Raw genomic sequence first — 18,480 nt, 5'->3', positions numbered from 1 at the left:
GAAGTCGCCCGACTTGACCAGTTAGGTTCGACACATGTCTGGAACCGAAGCCCTCTCCAACCTGGCCCGAGAAGAGCGGCGGTTTCCGCCGGACCCGCAGTTCGCGGCGCAGGCGAACGTGACCGCCGAAGCCTACGAGGCGGCCGCGGCCGATCGACTCGGTTTCTGGCAGACCCAGGCCGACCGGCTGCTGTGGAGCAAGCGCTGGACGCAGACGCTGGACTGGCAGCCGCCGTTCGCGAAGTGGTTCGCCGACGGGACCCTCAACGCGGCGGTGAACTGCGTAGACCGGCATGTGGCCGACGGCTACGGCGATCAGGTGGCGATCTACTTCGAGGGCGAGCCCGGTGACCGCCTGGAGTTGACCTACGCCGAACTGCTGAGTCAGGTCTCACGGGCGGCCAATGCGCTCACCGAACTCGGGGTGAAGACCGGCGATCGGGTCGCCATCTACCTGCCGATGATCACCGAAGCGGTCATCGCGATGCTTGCCTGCGCCCGCATCGGCGCCCCGCACTCGGTCATCTTCGGTGGCTTCTCGGCGCAGGCCCTCTTCGATCGCATCACCGACGCCGACGCCACCCTGGTGATCACCGCCGACGGCGGCTACCGGCGCGGCGCGGTCTCAGCCCTCAAGCCCGCCGTGGACGAGGCGCTGGCCAAGGGAGAGACCAACGTCAAACACGTGCTGGTGGTCAAGCGCGGCGGCAACGAAGTCGCCTGGACGCCGGAGCGCGACGTCTGGTGGGACGAGGTACTCCAGCGGCAGCAGGACACCCACGAGGCCCCTGCGCTGCCGGCCGAACACCCGCTCTTCATTCTCTACACGTCAGGAACGACCGGGAAACCAAAGGGAATCCTGCACACCACCGGCGGATACCTGACTCAGACGGCGTATACCCACCATGCCGTCTTCGATCTGAAGCCCGACAGCGACGTCTACTGGTGCACGGCCGATATCGGCTGGGTCACCGGGCACAGCTACATCGTCTACGGCCCGCTGGCCAACCGCGCCAGCATCGTCCTCTACGAGGGGACGCCGGACACCCCCGACCGCGGCCGCTTCTGGGAGATCGTCCAGCGCTATCGCGTGACACTCCTTTATACGGCGCCGACCGCGATCCGGACCTTCATGAAGTGGGGCGACGAGATCCCGGCCAAGTACGACCTCTCCTCGCTGCGGCTGCTGGGCTCGGTCGGTGAGCCGATCAACCCCGAGGCTTGGATCTGGTACCGCCGGGCCATCGGCGCCGAGAAGACTCCGGTCGTCGACACCTGGTGGCAGACCGAGACCGGCGCCATGATGATCAGCCCGCTGCCGGGGGTGACGGCGGCCAAGCCCGGTTCGGCGACCCGCGGGCTCCCCGGCATCAGCGTCGACGTGGTCGACAACGAAGGCACGCCGGTCGGCAACGGCGGCGGCGGCTTCCTGGTGCTGACCGAGCCGTGGCCCTCCATGCTGCGCGGGATCTGGGGCGACCCGGAGCGTTATCAGCAGACGTACTGGTCCCGCTTCAGCGAGCAGGGTTACTACTTCGCCGGTGACGGCGCCAAGAAGGACGACGACGGCGACCTCTGGCTGCTGGGACGAGTCGATGACGTCATGCTGGTCTCCGGGCACAACATCTCCACGACCGAGGTGGAGTCGGCACTGGTCTCACACCCGGCCGTGGCCGAGGCGGCCGTGGTCGGCGCCACTGATCCGACCACCGGTCAGGGCATCGTCGCGTTCGTCATCCTGCGCGGCGACGCGACCGACGGGCAGACGCTGGTCGCCGAGCTACGGGCGCATGTGGCCAGCGAGATCGGCGCCATCGCCAAGCCCCGACAGATTCTGATCGTCCCCGAGCTTCCCAAGACCCGCAGCGGGAAGATCATGCGACGCCTGCTGCGGGACGTGGCCGAGAATCGCCAGATCGGTGACGTGACCACGCTGGCCGACTCCACGGTCATGAACCTGATCAGCGAGAAGCTGCCGGCCGCGGCCAGCGAGGACTAACCCGGTTCGGCCGCTTCGCTGCCCCATCGCCCCAGTACCAGCGCACCGAGCAGCGCAGCGATCACCGACGCGGCCAGCACGGCCAGCTTGCTCGCGTCGTCGTGTATCGAGTCGCTGCCGAAGGCCAGTTCACCGATCAGCAACGAGACGGTGAACCCGATGCCCGACAGCAGCGACACGCCCGCCAAGTCGCTCCAGCGGATGGTCGGGTCGAGCACGGCACCGGTGAATTTGACGACCAGCCAGGTGCCGGCGAAGACGCCGATCGCCTTGCCGCCGACCAAGCCGAAGAGCACCCCGAAGGCCACCGGATCGTGCAGCGCCTGCGCCGCCCCCGACAGCGCCACGCCCGAGGCGAAGAAGGCGAAGACCGGGACCGCGAAGCCGGCGCTGATCGGACGGATGCGGTGATCGAGCCACTCCTCGACCGACACCTCCTCGCCGGGCCGCGCACGGACCGGGACGACCAGAGCCAACGCGACACCGGCGACCGTGGCGTGGATACCGCTGGCGTGCACGAAGGCCCAGGCCAGGCAACCCAGCAGCAGAGCCCCGGAGAGCATCAACCATCTCGGCGCCCATCGAATCCGGATGACCAGCGCGAAGGCCGCCACTGCCAGCACACCCCCGAGGAGCGGCCACCAGTGGACGGTGTCGGTGTAGACCACCGCGATGATGAGGATGGCGATCAGGTCATCCACCACGGCCAGCGTCAGCAGGAAGGTGCGCACCGCGCCCGGCAGCCGCCGGCCGACCACGGCCAGCACGGCCAACGCGAACGCGATGTCGGTGGCCGCCGGTATCGCCCAGCCGATGCGCAGCGTCGGGTCGTGCCAGACCACGGCGCTGTAGATGATCGCGGGCACCGCCACTCCGCAGATCGCCGCCACGACCGGGACCGCCGCCCGGCGCGGATCCCGCAGCTCGCCGACGACGAACTCGCGCTTGAGCTCCAGTCCGGCGACGAAGAAGAAGATGGCCAGCAAGCCGTCGGCGGCCCACTCCTCCAGGGAAAGATGTAGGTGCCCGACGTGCGGACCGATCTCGTAGTGAGCGAGTTTGTCGTAGGCGGTGCTCAGCGGAGTGTTCGCGAAGACGAGCGCCGCCAGCACGGCCAGCAGCAGCAGCGATCCACCGACGGTCTCGGTCCGCAGCACCTCGGCGATCGCCGAGATCGGTCGGCGGACAGCCACGCGGCTCTCTTCGTCGGGCACCGACCGGCCTCGCTCTCAAGTTGCCAACGCACAGATGCGGCAGGGTCCGGGCCGCCGACAACCGAAGCGTGTTTCAGCGCAGTCTACGGATTCGTTCCCTTGGCCGGTTCGGCAATCGGGGTGCACCGTCTCAGCGACCAGCCGCCGCTGCCCTAGAGTGGCGGTAGGCAATGAGTTACGAAGGAGCTGCCCGTGAGCACCGAGTCGAGTCATCCGAGCCCGAAGCACAGCACGGCCACGGCGGCGCCGACCGCCGCCGGCAACCCCGTCCCGGCGCCGCAGGCCCCTGCCCTCGACCCGGACGCATCGATCGGCCGGCTCGTTCACGGCGCCACGATGGACATCTCGACGCTCATCCGCGGCGAGGTGGAGCTGGCCAAGCTGGAGCTGCGGGCCAGCATCAAGAGCGGCGGCGTCGGCGTCGTCTTCTTCATCCTGGCCGGTGTGCTCTTTCTCTACGCCCTCACCTTCGCGTTCATCTCCGCGGCGGAGGGTCTGACCAATGTGGTGCCCCGCTGGCTGGCGTACCTCATCGTCTTCCTGGCGATCTTCGTCGTTGCCGTGGTGATCGCGTTCATCGGTTACCGGATGGTCAAGAAGGTTCGGGCACCCACTCGGACGATCGAGACCACCAAGGACACGGTCGCCTACCTACGCCATCCCACCCAAGCCTCATAGTCTCCAAGCCTCTCAATCCCCCGAGAACGCAGAAGACACAGATCAACGTGGCCTCAGCACCAGACGACTCGATAGTCCTCATCGAGGGTCCATGGACGCACCGCAAGGTACGAGCCAATGGAATCGCACTGCATGTCGCCGAACTGGGCGCCGGGCCGATGGTGCTGATGCTGCACGGTTTTCCGCAGTTCTGGTGGACCTGGCGTCAGCAGATGATCGATCTGGCCGACGCCGGCTTCCGGGCGGTCGCGGTCGACCTGCGCGGCTACGGCTCCAGCGACAAACCGCCCCGCGGGTATGACGTGCCGACTCTGGCGGCCGACATCGCCGCGCTGGTCACCTCGCTCGGCGAGCAGGACGCGGTGATTGTTGGCAGCGACGTCGGCGGGCTGCTTGCCTGGACCATCGCCGCGACGCACCCGCAGGTGGTGCGCCGAATCGCGGTCCTGGGGGCGGCCCACCCCCTTCGCCTGCGTGAGGCCATCCGCCCCCGGATCGGGCGCGCCGACAACGAGTCGAGCGTCGCTCCGAAGCCCGATCGCGGCCGCCGGCAGCAGAACGCGTCGGCCTACGCACTTCGCCACTTTCAGGTCCCGCGCCGTCCCGAGTCGTCGCTAACCCGCAACTCCGACTACGTGCGCAGCCTCTTTCAGACCTGGACGGGCCCACGGTGGCGGGGCACGCCGGAGTATGAGGCCGACGTCGAGCGCTATGCCGAGGCGATGCGGATCCCACCGGTGGCGCACTGCTCGCTGGAGTTGTTCCGTTGGCTGGTCCGCTCCATCCCACGCGGGGACGGACGCCGCTACGCCCAGTCGCTGCGGCAGTCGATCAGCGCTCCGGTGCTGCACCTGCACGGTGACTTCGACGGCTGCGTACTCACCTCGACCGCCCAGGGCTCCGGACGCTATGTCAGCGGCGCCTACGAGTGGCGGCTGCTGGACGGGGTCGGGCACTACCCGCAGAACGAGGCGCCGGAACTGGTCAGCGGCGAGCTGATCCGCTGGGCCAAACTCGGTTGACCTGCTGGGTCGTGGTAGGGCTCTGGTCACGGTCAGCCGGCCGGTTCGTCAGCTGGTACAGCTTCCGGTGCTGACCGGCTGGGTCGCGGTCTTGCCCGCGTTGTAGTCCGGCGCGGCCTCGGCGTCAGTGAGCGCGAAGCCGGTGTCAGTCGAGTCGAGCGCGGTCGCGAAGACCACCCCGAGAACCTTGCCGTCGGTCGAGATGAGGGGGCCACCGGAGTTTCCGCTGCGGACCAGGGCGCGGATCGAGTAGATCTCACGGGTCACCCGGCCGGCCCCGTAGATGTCACGCCCGACCAGGTTCTCCCGCTCGCGGACCCGGGCCGACCGCACGTCGAACGGGCCGTCCTCCGGGTAACCCAGCACGATCGCGTTGGCGTCGGTCTTCGCCTCATCCGCCGCGAACTCCAGGGCCGGCGCCTTCACGCCGGAGACGGCCAGCACCGCCAGATCCCGTTCGGGGTCGTAGACGACGACGCGCGCGCTGGTCGACCCGGAGGCGGTCTGCACCGTCACCTCCGAGGTGCCGGCCACGACGTGCGCGTTGGTCAGAATGCGGTTCGGGGCGTAGACGAATCCGCTGCCTTCGATCTGCCGGTCGCACGAGCGGGCGATGCCGTAGATCTTCACCACGGATGCGCGGGCCTGCACCACCGCGGCCGAGGTCACCAGCGACGGATCCGGAGCCGGGACGTCTACGATCTGGGTGGCCTGCAGGTCGCCGAAGACCGGCGGGAAGCCACTGCGATCGAGGTAGGTGCGCAGCGAGGAGTAGATGTTGCGCGCCCCGTCGGGCATTACTCCGTCGACGTCGCGGACGATGACGGAATTCCGGACGGCCGCGACGATCGAGGGGTAGGGCGCCGAGGCGAGCGGGACGGCGATGATCCAGGACGCCACCAGCACCGAGACGACGCCGAAGACCGCTCCGACCACCGCGTCGGCGCGCTGTACGTAGCTCCAGGTGATCCGCTGACGCAGCAGCCGCCCCAGGTAGACCACGCCACCCTGGATGAGCAGCGCAGTGAGGACCACGATGACGATCGCGACCGGGACCTGAGCCGATCCGCTGACGAATCGGGAGGTGACCGGCTCGGCGATTCGAGCGCCGAGGGCGATGCCGAGCACGAAACCGGCGAGCGAGCAGATACCCACCACCGCACCGTTGCGGAATCCACCGAGGGCGAAGGCGAAGGCTGTCGCGACGATGAGGAAGTCGACCAGATTCATGGGCGCTAGCTCGGCAGCACGATCAGGACCCCAGTCTGACCCTGCTTGACGTGAATCGTGCAGATGAACGTGTACTTGCCGGGAGCCGGGGTGTCGAAGGTGGCGACAGAAGTCGACGAGCCCTGCGTGAGCGGCACGTAGTCGCCGGGGAGACCGACGACCTGCAGATCGTGCGGCGCCCCGTGCCCGTTGTTGACGAGGGTGATTTTCACCTTGCCGGGGTGCACGGTGATCGTCGACGGATCGAAGCGGTAATGGTCGTCGGTGGTGATCGTGACGCTCTGCACGCCGTTGACGACGGTGGCCGTGGTGGCGCCGGAGTGTCCACCCCGATTCACCGGGGGGACGCTCTGGCATCCGGTCAGCGTCGCGCCGAGAGCGAGCACCAGCAGTGGGCCGACTGCACGCGAGCAGGGGTGTACTCGCCGCATCATGGGCATGACGCTACAGATTGATGCCCAAGTACGCCTGGCGACTCTAAGCGGCTACTCACCCCGCGGTGCGTCACGGAATGGGACGCTCGACCGTCTCGTCCCAGGGTTGCGCCCAGCCACCCAGCCGCAGCAGGGCGTCCAGGAGGCCGGCGGTGAAGCCCCAGACGAAGAGGTCGCTGACCGCGAACCCCGGGCCGCGGAATCCGGACGGGTGGCTGACCCGGAAGCGATTGGCCGGATCGGCGAGTTCGGCGATGGGCACGTTGGCCACCCGGGCCACCTCGTTGGCGTCCACCACACCGACCTCGTGCAGGCCGCGCCACCAGGCGATCACCGGGGTGACCAGGAAGCGTGACGGCGGCAGGAAGAGGTCCGGCAGCACCGCCACCACGTCGACCGACTCCGGACGCAGGCCGACCTCTTCGTTGGCCTCCCGCAGTGCGGTGTAGGTGAGATCGGGGTCGGTCTCGTCCAGCGCCCCACCCGGGAAGGCAACCTGACCGGCGTGATTACGCATCCGCGCGGCCCGCTCGAGCAGCAGCACCGACGGGCCGGCCACGGTCTGGCTCACCGCGATCAACACCGCCGATCGGCGAGCGGTGACACCATCCGGGACCACCGAGAAACGGGTGATCTCGTCGGCGCGGACCGTCGACGCGGCGCTGGCCAGCGGCTGAAGCCACTCGGGCGGAGCCTCGGTCATCGGCATTCGGGGGTCGGCATCAGACCGCATCCGCGAGCTGGCTTCCGGTGCGCAGCAACTTCGCCGCGACCTGCGGATCGGTCGGCCCCTCGCCGAAGGAGGGGCAGAGCTTGGCCAGCGCGCAGGCCCCGCAGGCCGGACGACGGGAGTGGCAGACCCGCCGGCCATGCCAGATCACCCGGTGCGAGAGCAGCGTCCAGTCCTTACGGGGGATGAGGGCCGCGACGTCGGATTCGACCTTCACCGGGTCGGAGTTGCTGGTCCAGGCCCAGCGGCGGGCCAGCCGACCGAAGTGGGTGTCGATGGTCAGCCCCGGGACGTCGAAGGCATTTCCGAGCACGACGTTCGCCGTCTTACGTCCGAATCCGGGCAGCGTCACCAGATCCTTGAGCCGGTTCGGCACCTCCCCGTCGAAACGCTCCACCAACTCCTGCCCGAGCCGGATTATCGAATTCGCCTTGTTCCGGTAGAAACCGGTGGAACGAATCATCTCCTCCAGTTCGCCGCGCTCGGCGCCGGCGTAGTCGGCCGCGCTGCGATAGCGGTTGAAGAGGGCCGGCGTCACCAGGTTGACGCGCTTGTCGGTGCACTGGGCGGAGAGAATGGTGGCGACGGAGAGCTCGAGGGCGTTGATGAAGTCCAGCTCGCAGTGGGCGTCCGGATAGAGCTGCGCCAACTCGCGGTCCATCCGGCGAGCCCGGCGGGTCAGGGCCAGCGGCGTCTCGACAGAGTTGGGCACTGCGATTGATTTAGGCACTGTGCTTGATTTAGGCACTGCGTTGGAACGGGGTGGAGTCGCGTCAGCCGGCACGAGAAGTAACCCTACGCAGGCGTGCCGACAACGTAGTGACCTCAACACTGTGAGCGCGCAGCGGAGAGTCCTTCGACCGGAGGCTGTAGGGCGCGACTAGGGTGGTGGTGATGGCTGGATTCCTCGTTGTGCTGTTTCCGATCGCGCTGCTCGGCTTCATTCTGTTCATGCAGAAAGTCGAGGAGCCGTTACGCACTGTCACCACGGAGAACGACATTGCCCGCTTCCTCGACGACGCCAACCCTGAGGAACTGAACACACTCGTTCGCGAAGGAACCGATTCGGCGCTACGCCGATTCCGGAATCGACTACGCTTGCGGCGCCCACGCACAGGCCGCAGACGTCCGTCTCCAGCCAACGCACCGGCCAATGCACCGGGGCCTCGCAGCCCAGGGTCGACAGGCCCTGAAGTGTGAGTGACCGCGGCGCTCTGCGCGACATTATGCGCACAGTACCCGTACGATTATCTAAACTGTGATGGCGCTCGCATGACTACTGCGAGTTAAGGGGAGCAAAAAGTGGACGACATTCTGCGCAGAGCGGGCCTGTTCCAAGGCGTTGATGATGACGACGCCGAGGCGCTCGGAAGCCAGTTCGAGATCTTCGACGCGGCGCGCGGCACTACCCTCTTCCACGAAGGCGAGCCGGGCGACAGCCTCTACATCGTCCTCGCCGGCAAGGTAAAGCTCGGACGCCGCTCGACCGACGGGCGCGAGAACCTGGTCGCCATCATGGGCCCGGCTGACGAGTTCGGCGAGCTCTCCATCTTCGATCCCGGCCCGCGCACCGCGACGGCCGTGGTCGTCACCGACGCCCGGCTGGCCCGCCTCCCGAAGTCCGCGCTGCAGAAGTGGGTCAACGACCGTCCCGAGATCGCGCTGCAGCTGCTGCGCGTAGTGGCTCGTCGGCTGCGCCGCACCAACACCATGCTGGCCGACCTGATCTTCGTCGACGTGCCGGGGCGGGTCGCCAAGCAGTTGCTGCAACTGGCCCAGCAGTTCGGCTCGGTTGACGGCGGCCAGCTTCGGGTGACGCATGACCTCACTCAGGAGGAGCTGGCGCAACTCGTCGGCGCCTCCCGAGAGACCGTCAACAAGGCGCTGGCCGACTTCGCCCAGCGCGGTTGGCTGCGCCTGGAGGGTAAGAGCGTCGTCATCCTCGACCGCGAGCGATTGGCCCGCCGCGCCCGCTAACGGCCCGCTAACGGCCCGCTAACCGGTCGCTAACGTCTCTAGTCTCGACCGGCCCGCAGGTAGTGCAGCTGCGCCTCAACCGATAGTTCCGCGGCCGGCCAGAGCGCCTGGTCGACATCGCGGTAGACCCGTTCGACTATCTGGCGTGCCGTAACCGGCGATCCGGCGACCGCCGTGAGCTCGCTCAACGCGGCATCGACCTGACCCAATCTCGCCTGTCGATGGGCCAGATACATGCCGGCAACTACCCCCGCCTCCGCCAGCTCCGGCCCGTGCCCGGGTAGCACCGTCGCCGGGCCGAGTTGCTCCAGGCGTCGCAGCGAAGTCAGGTACTGCCCCAGATCGCCGTCGGGGTAGGCGACGACCGTGGTTCCGCGCCCGAGAATGGTGTCACCGGTGAGCACGGCGGCCGCCGCCGAGGGCGTATCCCGGGCCGCCGGGCTCCCCGGTTCGAGCAGGAACGACAGTGAGTCCGAGGTATGCCCCGGGGTGCCCCAGACCCGCACCTCGATGCCGGCCGCGGCGACCACGTCGCCCTCCTGCAGGCCGCTGCCGCCGAAGCGGAAGGCCGGATCCAGGCAGCGAACCGCGGCGCCGGTCATCTCGTGCAGGCGTCTGGCCCCCGCACTGTGGTCGATATGCCCATGGGTCAACAGGATCACCGCTACCCGTCCGGCGGCGGCCTGTACCGCGGCCAGGTGCTGCTCCTCTTCCGGCCCTGGGTCGACGACGATCGCGCTCGATTCTCCGGGCGCCCGCAGGATCCAGGTGTTGGTCCCCTCCAGCGTCATCGGGTGCGGGTTGCGGGCCAGCACCACACTGGCTAAATCGGTTACCTGACGCGGTGTCTCGTAGGCAAACTGGTCCGACCCGTCCGTCGCAGCGCCCGCTGCGCCGCCCTCAGACACTGGCCGGCGGGGCTGCGGGCGGTGCCTGAACCTGATACACCGTTCCGTCATCCAAGGTCACCCGCATGCCGTCGGAGTCCACGGTGACCGCCGGGCGCACCGGGGAGAGATCCCGGCCGGCGGCGGCATCCAACACCTGCTCGACCGTGTCGTGGGCGGCGATCGAGTGCAGCGTCGCCAGCGTCGGAGGCAGTATCAACCGTTCGCCGGACTCGAACTGGGCGATCGCATCGCGCGCGGTGACCCAGCTGGCCGTCGAGGACTCCGTCGTCAGGTCCTCCGCGTGGGCGCCGATCGGCATCGCCGCGACGAAGAAGCGGGTGTCGTAGCGACGGGTCTCCCCGGCCGGCGTGACCCAGCGGGCCCAGGGGCGCAGCAGCGACTCATCAACCGCCACGAAGTGCTCACGGAGCAGGTCGCCGAAACTGATCCGCCCGGCCTCGACGTCCTCCGAGCGGTCGGCCCCCAGGTGCAGGGGCGGCGAGGTGAGCAGCACTCCGGCCTCCTCGAACGTCTCCCGGGCCGCCGCCCCGACCAGGCTTCTTGCCTCCAGCTCCGAGCAGCGGAAGCGGGCGGCCACCTCGGTGGCGACGAGGGCGATCGACGAGTCAGTCGGATCGACCCGGCCTCCGGGGAAGACGGTCATCTGCGGGGCGAAGGCCATCTGGGCGACCCGGGTGAGCAGCCACGTCTGCACGCCATGCGCGCTGTCGCGCAGCAGTACCACCGTGGCGGCATCGCGGATCGGCACATCGGCGGCCACCGGGTCAGCGCCATTGACTGCGACCGCTGGGGCACTGCCGTTCACGGTGGCCGCCGGGTCGGCGCCGTCGACGGCGTCGAACTCGGTCATGAGACCTCCACGATGAGCTCGACCTCGACCGGGGCATCCAGCGGAAGAACGGCGACTCCGACGGCCGACCGGGCGTGCGCTCCGGCATCGCCGAAGACCCGGCCGAGAAGATTGCTGGCCCCGTTGATCACCCCGGGTTGCCCGGTGAAGGAGGGGTCGCTGGCGACGAAGCCCACAACCTTCACCACCCGCACGACCGAATCCAGCCCGACCAGCGCATCGATCGCGGCCAGTGCGTTCAGCGCGCAGAGTTCGGCGTGACCCGCGGCCGCCGTCGCATCCACCTCCGCGCCGACCTTGCCGGTCGCCGGCAGGGCACCGTCGACGAACGGGAGCTGACCGGAGGTGTAGACCAGCGATCCGCTGCGGACGGCGGGAACGTACGCGGCGACGGGTGCGGCGACCGCGGGGAGGCGCACGCCGAGTTCTGCGAGTCGAGCGAGGGGGGAGGTCATGCCCCTATTCTTGCCCCAGATGTAAAGCCAGCTGTATAGGCAGTCGTAAACGCGGCGGCAAGGCCAGCTGTAAAGCCCGTGAATCATTCGGATCCGCGACGGTGACTAGGGTGAATGTATGGCCCGAGGCGCAGCATCAGCACCCGCGGCATCCGTTGACGCCGCAACCGCACCTCGTTCGCTGGCGCCTGGCATCTCCAGCGCGGCCCGGCTGCACATCGTCACCGGCAAGGGTGGCACCGGGAAGACGACCGTCGCCGCGGCGCTGGCCATGGCCCTGGCCCGCGGTAAGCGCCGGGTGCTGCTCATCGAGGTCGAGGGGCGGCAGGCCTTCGCCCAGCTCTTCGACGTGCCGGCCCTCCCCTACGCCGAGCATCAGCTGGCGACGGTGGCCGGGGGTGGGACGGTGGTCGGGCTGGCGATCGACCCGGAGGAGGCCTTCATCGACTACCTGGACATGTTCTACAACCTGCGTCGGTCGGCCCGGGTGCTGCGCAAGATGGGTCTCATCGACTTCGTCACCACCTTGGCGCCGGGCGTCCGTGACGTCCTGCTCACCGGAAAGGTGAAGGAGGCGGCGGTGCGCAGTGACGGCAACGGCCGTCCCGTCTATGACGCGGTGGTACTCGACGCACCCCCGACCGGCCGGATCCGGCCCTTCCTGGAGGCGACCACCGAGGTGGCCAACCTGGCCAAGGTCGGCCCGATCAACCGGCAGAGCAAGGGCGTCATGGACCTGCTGCATAGCGTTCGGACGTCGGTGCACCTGGTCACCCTGCTGGAGGAGATGCCGGTGCAGGAGACGGTCGAGGCGGCTGCGGATCTCACCGGGGCGGGGTATCAGCTCGGCAGTGTGATCGTGAACCGCGCGCGGCCGCAGCTGGTCGAAGCCGGCCAGGTGGGAGCCGACGGCAGTGTCGACGCCGCCTCCCTGGCTCGCGGTCTGAAGGGAAGCAACATCGACCCGGCGCTGGCCGGGGCGCTCGCGCAGCAGCTCGCCGAGTACGCCCGCCACCAGGGCTCACAGCTGGCCAACACCGAGGCACTCTCCTCGATCGGGGCCCCGCGCATCGTGCTGCCGGAGCTCGCCCCACCGGTGACGGTCGGCGAGCTGCACGAACTCTCCGAGTACTTCCTCACCGCCCCGTCCGGCGGCCCCAATGAGTGACACGCTCGATCTCGGCAGCCTCATCAAGGATCCGGCCACCCGGATCATCGTGACCTGCGGCAGCGGCGGCGTCGGGAAGACCACCACCGCGGCGGCGCTGGCGATGAAGGCAGCTGAGGCCGGCCGCCGCACGGTTGTCCTCACCATCGACCCGGCGCGCCGGCTCGCCCAGTCGATGGGGCTCACCGAGCTCGACAACACCCCCCGGGAGGTGCCGGGCACCGACGGCAACCTGCACGCCATGATGCTCGACATGAAGCGGACCTTCGACGACGTGGTGACCGCCCACTCGACGCCGGACCGGGCCCAGGCCATCTTCGAGAATCCCTTCTACCAGGCGCTCTCCAGCTCCTTCGCCGGAACCCAGGAGTACATGGCGATGGAGAAGCTCGGACAGCTTCGCGAGGCCCAGAGCACCGACGGGGTCGATACCTGGGACCTGATCGTGGTGGACACGCCGCCGTCGCGCTCCGCGCTGGACTTCCTCGACGCGCCGCAGCGGCTCGGGCGTTTCCTGGATGGCCGGCTGATCAAGTTGCTCACCGCTCCGGCCCGGGTCGGCGGGAAGGCTTACCTGAAGGTCGTCACAGCGTCCTTCAGCGTGGTGACCCGGATCCTGTCGAAGATTCTCGGCAGCGCGCTGCTCACCGACGTCGCCTCCTTCGTCTCCTCGCTGGAGGCGATGTTCGGGGGCTTCCGGGAGCGGGCCGACCACACGTACCAGCTCTTGAAGGCCCCCGGGACGCTCTTCGTCGTCGTCGCCGCCCCGGAACCCGATGCCCTCCGCGAGGCCTCCTACTTCGTCGAGCGGCTCAGCGCCGATCAGATGCCGCTGGCCGGGCTGGTCGTCAATCGGGTGCACTTCGCCGTCGACGGCCTCTCCTCCAGCCGAGCCGAGGCCGGGGCCGAGGAGCTGATCGCCGGCAGCGGCACGACCTCCCGCGGGTCGGGGCATCGCCCAGCCGCCGGCAAGACGCTGGCCGGCGAGCGACCAGAGCGCCGGGTGAAGGCCGCCGACCTGCAGCTGGCCGAGGCGGCGCTGCGGGTCCAGGTGGAGGTCGCGCTCTCGGCCGAACACGATCAGCGGATGATCAAACGCTTCGCCTCGGCCCACCCCGAGGTGCCCCGGGTGAGTGTCCGGGCGCTGCCCAGCGACGTCCACGACCTGGACGGGCTACGCGAGATCGGGGCCCTGCTCACCGGCGATGACAGCTAGCGTCAACGATTCCGACAAATGCCGCAATCAGCTTCCCTTAAGGTTCCTGCCGTACCCTCAAAGCCGTGCCAGCTGACTCAACGCGCGACCGAAACAAAGCCATTTTCAAACTCGTAGGACTCGTCGTGGTCGCCGGAGTCCTCGTCGCGGGATCAATTCTCCCCGTCGTCGGCGGCATCGGACTGGCCGCCAAGACGCAGACCGACAAGTTCCTGACCACCAGCTGCGACCTGCAGGAGACGGCTCCGCCGCAGAAGACGACGCTGTACGCCAACGACGGCAAGACCGTGATCGCCACGCTCTTCACCCAGGACCGCCAGCCGGTGCCGCTCTCCCAGGTCCCGAACTACCTTGTGCAGGCCCTGGTGGCCACCGAGGACCGGCGCTTCTACAGCCACACCGGGGTCGACATGCGTGGGCTGCTGCGCTCCGCCTTCAGCACCGGCAGCGGCGACACTCAGGGTGGCTCCACGCTGACCATGCAGTACGTCAAGCAGGTGCGGTACTACCAGGCGGTCACCACTCCCAGTTCGACGGAGGCCGAGAAAGAGGCCGCCGCGAAGCTGCAGGCCGCGGCGATCAGCCAGAACATCGATCGCAAGATCGAGGATGCGAACTGTGCCCTCTACCTGGAGAACGTGAAGCACGAGTCGAAGGACACGATCCTAGACAACTATCTGAACATCGCCTTCTTCGGGGAGAACTCCTACGGCATCGAGTCGGCCGCGCAGAACTTCTTCGGCAAGGACGTCAGCAAATTGACCCTCCCCGAGTCGGCCGTGCTGGTAGGCGCACTGCAGGCGCCCAGCGACTACGACCCGTACCTGCACCCGGTCGCCTCCAAGCAGCGACGAAACGTCGTGATCCAGAACCTGGTCGAGGTCGGAAAACTGAGCCAGGCCGAGGCCGACAAGTACAAGGCCCAGCCGCTCACCCTCACCAACTCCTCGCCGCCCGTGGTGCGCTCGGACTGCACAAGCGCGGTCGTCGCCAACGCCGGCTTCTTCTGCGCCTACGTCACGAACTGGCTGAAGGCCAACAAGACCGTCACCGACCACACCCTCTACACGTCGGGTCTGAAGATCATCACGACAATGGACGCGAAACTGCAGACCACCGTGCAGACGTCACTGTCGAAGGCGATGTCGACCAAGGCCCGATCCACCGCGATCCTGCCGGTGGTTGATCCGAAGACCGGCAACGTGCTGGCGATGGCGACCAACAAGCAGTACGGGGTGGCCCCCAACCAGTCGGAGAACCTGCTCTTCACCGACGCCAGCGCCGCCGGCGCCTCCACCTACAAGTACTTCACCGCGCTGGCCGCACTGAAGGCCGGCGTCTCGCCGAGTTTCATCCTGAGCGCCCCCAGCCCGTACAAGCCCACCTCCTGCGGCGGCGACAAGGCCATCTCCAACGACTCCACGTCGATCCCGACCACGACGACGATGAAGGACGCCTTCGCCCGCTCGTCGAACACCTACTTCGTCGGCATGGAAGACAAGTTCTTCTACCAGTGCGATCTGACCCCCGTGGTACAGACCGCCGTCCAGATGGGCCTGACGTCACTCAACGACCTCACCGACCCGAACAACCCGAAGTCCCAGACCGTGGCCGAGAAGTACATCGCGACGCAGCAGTACTCCTTCACGATCGGCTCCCCGGCCACCAGTCCGCTGGAACTGGCCAGCGCGTACGCGGCGTCGGCCAATGACGGCACCTACTGCCCGCCCGCGCCGGTTCTCTCGGTCACCAACGCCGACGGCAACTCACTACCGGTGAAGCGCGCCGCCTGCGCCCAGGTCATCGATCCGCAGGTCGCCCGCGAGATGGTGCAGATCATGAACGCCGAGTCCGTGGGAGTCGGCACGGCGGCACCCGCCTTCCACGACTACTACAACGACGGCGGCTCGACGGTGGCCGGCAAGACCGGAACGCAGGCCGCCGATGGCAAGAACTCCAAGCAGAACTCGGCCGTCTGGTACGTCGGCACCACGCCGAACCTGGCCGCCTCGATGGCGATCTTCGACCCGAACGCGCCGAGCAATCCGGTGCTCGACGTGCCGGGCGCAGCCAACGGGCAGGCCACCGGTACGACGGCGGCCACGCTCTGGATGAAGGCACTCGGCTCGACGCTGAAGCAGTCGACCTGGGACTGGCAGTCGCCGCAGGTGATGGCCAACGGAGTCTCGGTGCCGAACGTGGTGGGCGAGAGTCAGGCCGTGGCGACGGCCAAGCTGGCCGCGGCGGGCTTCAAGCTGAAGGAGTACAGCGCCGGCTATACCGAGGCCGACGGCAGCCCGTACACCGGCCTCACCTGCGCCTCCAACGCCGGCCCCGGCGACGTCGGCTACCAGTCGCCGTCCGGCATCGCACCGGCCGGCGCAACGGTCTCGGTGTGCCTGAGCAGCGGCGTCCGGGCCTACGTTCCGACGCCGAGGCCGCAGCCGGCCGCGACGCCTAAGCCGGGCGCGGCCACCCCCAAGCCCGGTGCCGCGACGCCGAAGCCGGGCGCGCCTACTCCCAAGCCCAACCCGACGCCGAAGCCGGGCCACGCCCCGGGCGCTCCGGCTCACTGACGCTCGCGCATCGCGGAGCTCAGGAGAGCTGGCGGCGGACCTCGTCGCTGACCCGCTTGCCATCGGCCCGGCCGTCTACCCGGGGCGATACGAGCTTCATCACCAGGCCCATCTGACGGGCCTCGGTCGCACCCGACTCCGCGACCGCGGCCGTCACGATGGCGACCAGCTCGTCGTCACCCAATTGCTTGGGCAGGTAGGTCTCCAGAAAGTCGCCCTCGGCGGTCTCCCGCGTGGCCTGCTCGGTGCGCCCGGCCGCGGCGAAGGCCTCGGCCGCTTCGCGCCGCTTCTTCGCCTCCTTGGTGATGACCCGCAGCACCTCGTCGTCACCCAGTTCGCGGGCCGCCTTACCGGAGACCTCCTCGGTGGCGATGGCGGTCAGTGTCATCCGGATGGTGGCGGTGGCGAGTTCGTCACGGGCCTTCATGGAGGTGGTCAGGTCGGCGCGTAGACGAGCCTTCAAGTCAGACATGTCTCTAGGTTAGTGACCACGGCCAGCCAATACTCACGATGACGCACGTCAACTCGACGATCGCTAGGGTGGAAACCATGGCCCCACAGATAGCGACGAACACCAAGGTTGACCTCGACGGGCTGCTGGAGTTCCTGCGTCCTCGCCACCGAGGCATCCTCATCACCGAGCGGGGCGACGGCTCCCCGCAGACCTCGCCGGTCACCTGCGGTGTGGACGGGCAAGGGCGGATCGTCGTCGCCACCTACCCGCAGCGAGCCAAGACGTCCAACGCCCGGCACCGCGGGCGGGCCTCGATCCTGGTGCTCTCCGACGACTTCAACGGCCCGTGGGTGCAGGTTGACGGGGCGGCCGAGGTGCTCGATGTTCCGGAGGCGGTGGAGCCACTCGTCGAATACTTTCGGGTGATCGCCGGCGAACATTCGGACTGGGACGAGTACCGCGAGGCGATGGTGCGTCAGAACAAGTCGCTCATCCGGATCACCCCGTCACGTTGGGGCCCGATCGCCACCGGCGGCTTTCCCCCGCCAACCGACGACGACTGATCAGTCAGCTAGAGGCGGAGCGCCACCGTGGCCGATGATGCATCCGGGGAACTCGACGAGATTGCCGACGACCTCTACGCCCTGCTGCCGGAGGAGTTCATCGCCGCCCGCAATGACCGGGAGAAGCTGGCGAAGTCGGCCGGCAACGCCGAGCTCGCCGTTGCGATCCGGGCCCTCGGCAAACCGAACATGGTCGGCTGGCTGGCCAACCAACTGGCCCGTCAACACGCCGACGAGCTGGCGCCGCTGATCGACATCGGCGCCGCCATGCGGGAGGCGACCAGGCAGCTGAGCATGGATCAGCTGCGCGACCTCACCGCCAGGCAGCGACAGCTGGTGAATGCCCTTGTCGGGCAGGCCAAAGTGATCGCGACGGCCGTGCAGAAGAGCCTCAGCGAGGAGAACCGACGGGGGCTGGAGGCGACCCTGCACGCGGCGTTGGCCGACGAGCAGGCGGCCCAGCAACTGCTGGCCGGGCGGCTGACCGGCCCGCTGCGGCGCAGCGGTTTCGGCGAAGAGGAGGCCGAGCTGATCGCCGGCGCCACTGGATCCGCCCGCCCGAAACTGCGATTGGTGGCGTCCGCCGGAATCGCCGCAGAACCCGCTACGGATCCCGCGGTCCGACGCAACGCGGCGGCGCTGGAACGGGCCGAAAGCAACCTCAACGAGGCGATGACCCACGCCGAGGCGGTGAGTGAGGATCTCGCCGCGGCCCGGGGCGCCTTCGCCGAGGCCCAGACGGCCGAGGAGACTGCGGCGGCCGAGGTGGAGCGCCTGCGTAACGAGCTGGAGGAGGCACTCGACGGGCAGCGATCGGCCGAACGAGAGGCCCGTCGGCGTCAGACTCAGCTGCAGCGTCACGAGCTCGCCACCCGGCAGGCGAAGCGCGCGCTCGAGAAGGCGGTGCAGGCTCGAGAGGAACTCGTCGAAGGTGAAGAAAACTAGGCGGGTTAGCTGAATTTCGCCGGTTGTGTTTAGAGCCCATCCGGGACGGGAAGAGTAC

At 68.3% G+C, this 18,480-nt stretch carries 18 protein-coding genes; 9 read left to right on the top strand and 9 right to left on the bottom strand.

The genetic code is table 11. From position 1 onward, the window contains the following. The first annotated feature begins 34 nt into the window (after window positions 1-34). Window positions 35-1,999 (top strand): acetate--CoA ligase, encoded by a 1,965-nt coding sequence (gene acs, locus CPH63_RS06790; protein WP_096302163.1) that lies wholly within the window; start codon window positions 35-37, stop codon window positions 1,997-1,999. On the opposite strand, the gene nhaA is transcribed toward acs, so the two are convergent. Further along, window positions 1,996-3,192, bottom strand: coding sequence for a Na+/H+ antiporter NhaA (gene nhaA / locus CPH63_RS06785; RefSeq protein ID WP_206745654.1), 1,197 nt, complete (start codon window positions 3,190-3,192; stop codon window positions 1,996-1,998). The genes acs and nhaA overlap by 4 nt on opposite strands. 213 nt (window positions 3,193-3,405) lie before the next feature. On the opposite strand from nhaA, the gene CPH63_RS06780 reads away from it, so the two are divergent. Continuing rightward, window positions 3,406-3,891 (top strand): phage holin family protein, encoded by a 486-nt coding sequence (locus CPH63_RS06780; protein ID WP_096302161.1) that lies wholly within the window; start codon window positions 3,406-3,408, stop codon window positions 3,889-3,891. A gap of 47 nt (window positions 3,892-3,938) precedes the next feature. Continuing rightward, a complete protein-coding gene (locus CPH63_RS06775) occupies window positions 3,939-4,913 on the top strand; it encodes an alpha/beta fold hydrolase (protein ID WP_096302160.1) in 975 nt (324 codons plus the stop codon). 48 nt (window positions 4,914-4,961) lie between these two features. Here the strand turns inward: CPH63_RS06775 and CPH63_RS06770 are convergent, their stop codons facing one another. From CPH63_RS06770 to nth, 4 genes are all read right to left on the bottom strand, one after another. After that, window positions 4,962-6,143 carry a MarP family serine protease gene (locus tag CPH63_RS06770; protein ID WP_096302159.1) on the bottom strand — a complete coding sequence of 394 codons (1,182 nt, stop codon included), beginning with the start codon at window positions 6,141-6,143 and terminating at the stop codon, window positions 4,962-4,964. A 5-nt stretch (window positions 6,144-6,148) separates the two neighbouring features. Beyond that, window positions 6,149-6,577 (bottom strand): cupredoxin domain-containing protein, encoded by a 429-nt coding sequence (locus tag CPH63_RS06765; protein ID WP_157749341.1) that lies wholly within the window; start codon window positions 6,575-6,577, stop codon window positions 6,149-6,151. A 70-nt stretch (window positions 6,578-6,647) separates the two neighbouring features. Beyond that, on the bottom strand, window positions 6,648-7,280 hold the full coding sequence (locus tag CPH63_RS06760) for a CoA pyrophosphatase (RefSeq protein ID WP_206745653.1): 633 nt from the start codon (window positions 7,278-7,280) through the stop codon (window positions 6,648-6,650). A 19-nt stretch (window positions 7,281-7,299) separates the two neighbouring features. Further along, complete coding sequence (gene nth / locus CPH63_RS06755) at window positions 7,300-7,968, bottom strand: endonuclease III (protein WP_096302155.1); 669 nt, start codon at window positions 7,966-7,968, stop codon at window positions 7,300-7,302. Between the two features lie 641 nt (window positions 7,969-8,609). On the opposite strand from nth, the gene CPH63_RS06745 reads away from it, so the two are divergent. After that, window positions 8,610-9,284: a Crp/Fnr family transcriptional regulator gene (locus CPH63_RS06745; protein ID WP_096302154.1), complete on the top strand. Its 675-nt coding sequence runs from the start codon at window positions 8,610-8,612 to the stop codon at window positions 9,282-9,284. Window positions 9,285-9,322: 38 nt separating this feature from the next. Here CPH63_RS06745 and CPH63_RS06740 read toward each other — a convergent pair whose 3' ends face one another. Genes CPH63_RS06740 through CPH63_RS06730 form a run of 3 tightly spaced genes read right to left on the bottom strand, consistent with a single transcriptional unit; the run spans window position 9,323 to window position 11,500 of the window. Further along, window positions 9,323-10,192: an MBL fold metallo-hydrolase gene (locus CPH63_RS06740; protein ID WP_241895829.1), complete on the bottom strand. Its 870-nt coding sequence runs from the start codon at window positions 10,190-10,192 to the stop codon at window positions 9,323-9,325. Then, window positions 10,185-11,045, bottom strand: coding sequence for an NUDIX domain-containing protein (locus CPH63_RS06735; RefSeq protein ID WP_096302152.1), 861 nt, complete (start codon window positions 11,043-11,045; stop codon window positions 10,185-10,187). Before CPH63_RS06735 ends, CPH63_RS06740 begins: the two co-directional genes overlap by 8 nt. Further along, window positions 11,042-11,500, bottom strand: coding sequence for a RidA family protein (locus tag CPH63_RS06730; protein ID WP_096302150.1), 459 nt, complete (start codon window positions 11,498-11,500; stop codon window positions 11,042-11,044). Before CPH63_RS06730 ends, CPH63_RS06735 begins: the two co-directional genes overlap by 4 nt. Before the next feature lie 118 nt (window positions 11,501-11,618). Between CPH63_RS06730 and CPH63_RS06725 the strand changes: the two genes are divergently transcribed. The 3 genes from CPH63_RS06725 to CPH63_RS06715 all read left to right on the top strand — a co-directional run bounded on the left by CPH63_RS06725 (window position 11,619) and on the right by CPH63_RS06715 (window position 16,460). Beyond that, window positions 11,619-12,668, top strand: coding sequence for an ArsA-related P-loop ATPase (locus CPH63_RS06725; RefSeq protein WP_096302148.1), 1,050 nt, complete (start codon window positions 11,619-11,621; stop codon window positions 12,666-12,668). Continuing rightward, window positions 12,661-13,884 (top strand): ArsA-related P-loop ATPase, encoded by a 1,224-nt coding sequence (locus CPH63_RS06720; RefSeq protein WP_096302147.1) that lies wholly within the window; start codon window positions 12,661-12,663, stop codon window positions 13,882-13,884. The genes CPH63_RS06725 and CPH63_RS06720 overlap by 8 nt, the downstream gene beginning before the upstream one ends. Before the next feature lie 125 nt (window positions 13,885-14,009). Continuing rightward, a complete protein-coding gene (locus CPH63_RS06715; protein WP_172892172.1) occupies window positions 14,010-16,460 on the top strand; it encodes a transglycosylase domain-containing protein in 2,451 nt (816 codons plus the stop codon). Between the two features lie 19 nt (window positions 16,461-16,479). On the opposite strand, the gene CPH63_RS06710 is transcribed toward CPH63_RS06715, so the two are convergent. After that, window positions 16,480-16,932, bottom strand: coding sequence for a GatB/YqeY domain-containing protein (locus tag CPH63_RS06710; RefSeq protein ID WP_096302143.1), 453 nt, complete (start codon window positions 16,930-16,932; stop codon window positions 16,480-16,482). Window positions 16,933-17,009: 77 nt separating this feature from the next. Between CPH63_RS06710 and CPH63_RS06705 the strand changes: the two genes are divergently transcribed. After that, window positions 17,010-17,477, top strand: coding sequence for a PPOX class F420-dependent oxidoreductase (locus CPH63_RS06705; protein WP_096304989.1), 468 nt, complete (start codon window positions 17,010-17,012; stop codon window positions 17,475-17,477). 27 nt (window positions 17,478-17,504) lie between these two features. Beyond that, on the top strand, window positions 17,505-18,422 hold the full coding sequence (locus tag CPH63_RS06700; protein WP_096302142.1) for a hypothetical protein: 918 nt from the start codon (window positions 17,505-17,507) through the stop codon (window positions 18,420-18,422). The last annotated feature ends 58 nt before the right edge of the window (window positions 18,423-18,480 follow it).

It is taken from the genome of Jatrophihabitans sp. GAS493 (assembly GCF_900230215.1).
Taxonomy (GTDB): Bacteria; Actinomycetota; Actinomycetes; order Mycobacteriales; family Jatrophihabitantaceae; genus MT45.
Note: the sequence above shows the minus strand (reverse complement) of the source record. Positions and strands in the feature narration are given on the sequence as shown.

What these genes read in the sequence shown, in the direction of transcription:
- CPH63_RS06770 (WP_096302159.1), bottom strand. Translation starts at nt 6,143, where the DNA reads ATGAATCTGGTCGACTTCCTCATCGTCGCGACAGCCTTCGCCTTCGCC.
- CPH63_RS06735 (WP_096302152.1), bottom strand. Translation starts at nt 11,045, where the DNA reads ATGACCGAGTTCGACGCCGTCGACGGCGCCGACCCGGCGGCCACCGTG.
- CPH63_RS06710 (WP_096302143.1), bottom strand. Translation starts at nt 16,932, where the DNA reads ATGTCTGACTTGAAGGCTCGTCTACGCGCCGACCTGACCACCTCCATG.
- CPH63_RS06705 (WP_096304989.1), top strand. Translation starts at nt 17,010, where the DNA reads ATGGCCCCACAGATAGCGACGAACACCAAGGTTGACCTCGACGGGCTG.
- acs (WP_096302163.1), top strand. Translation starts at nt 35, where the DNA reads ATGTCTGGAACCGAAGCCCTCTCCAACCTGGCCCGAGAAGAGCGGCGG.
- nth (WP_096302155.1), bottom strand. Translation starts at nt 7,968, where the DNA reads ATGGACCGCGAGTTGGCGCAGCTCTATCCGGACGCCCACTGCGAGCTG.
- CPH63_RS06760 (WP_206745653.1), bottom strand. Translation starts at nt 7,280, where the DNA reads ATGACCGAGGCTCCGCCCGAGTGGCTTCAGCCGCTGGCCAGCGCCGCG.
- CPH63_RS06725 (WP_096302148.1), top strand. Translation starts at nt 11,619, where the DNA reads ATGGCCCGAGGCGCAGCATCAGCACCCGCGGCATCCGTTGACGCCGCA.
- CPH63_RS06765 (WP_157749341.1), bottom strand. Translation starts at nt 6,577, where the DNA reads ATGATGCGGCGAGTACACCCCTGCTCGCGTGCAGTCGGCCCACTGCTG.
- CPH63_RS06730 (WP_096302150.1), bottom strand. Translation starts at nt 11,500, where the DNA reads ATGACCTCCCCCCTCGCTCGACTCGCAGAACTCGGCGTGCGCCTCCCC.
- CPH63_RS06720 (WP_096302147.1), top strand. Translation starts at nt 12,661, where the DNA reads ATGAGTGACACGCTCGATCTCGGCAGCCTCATCAAGGATCCGGCCACC.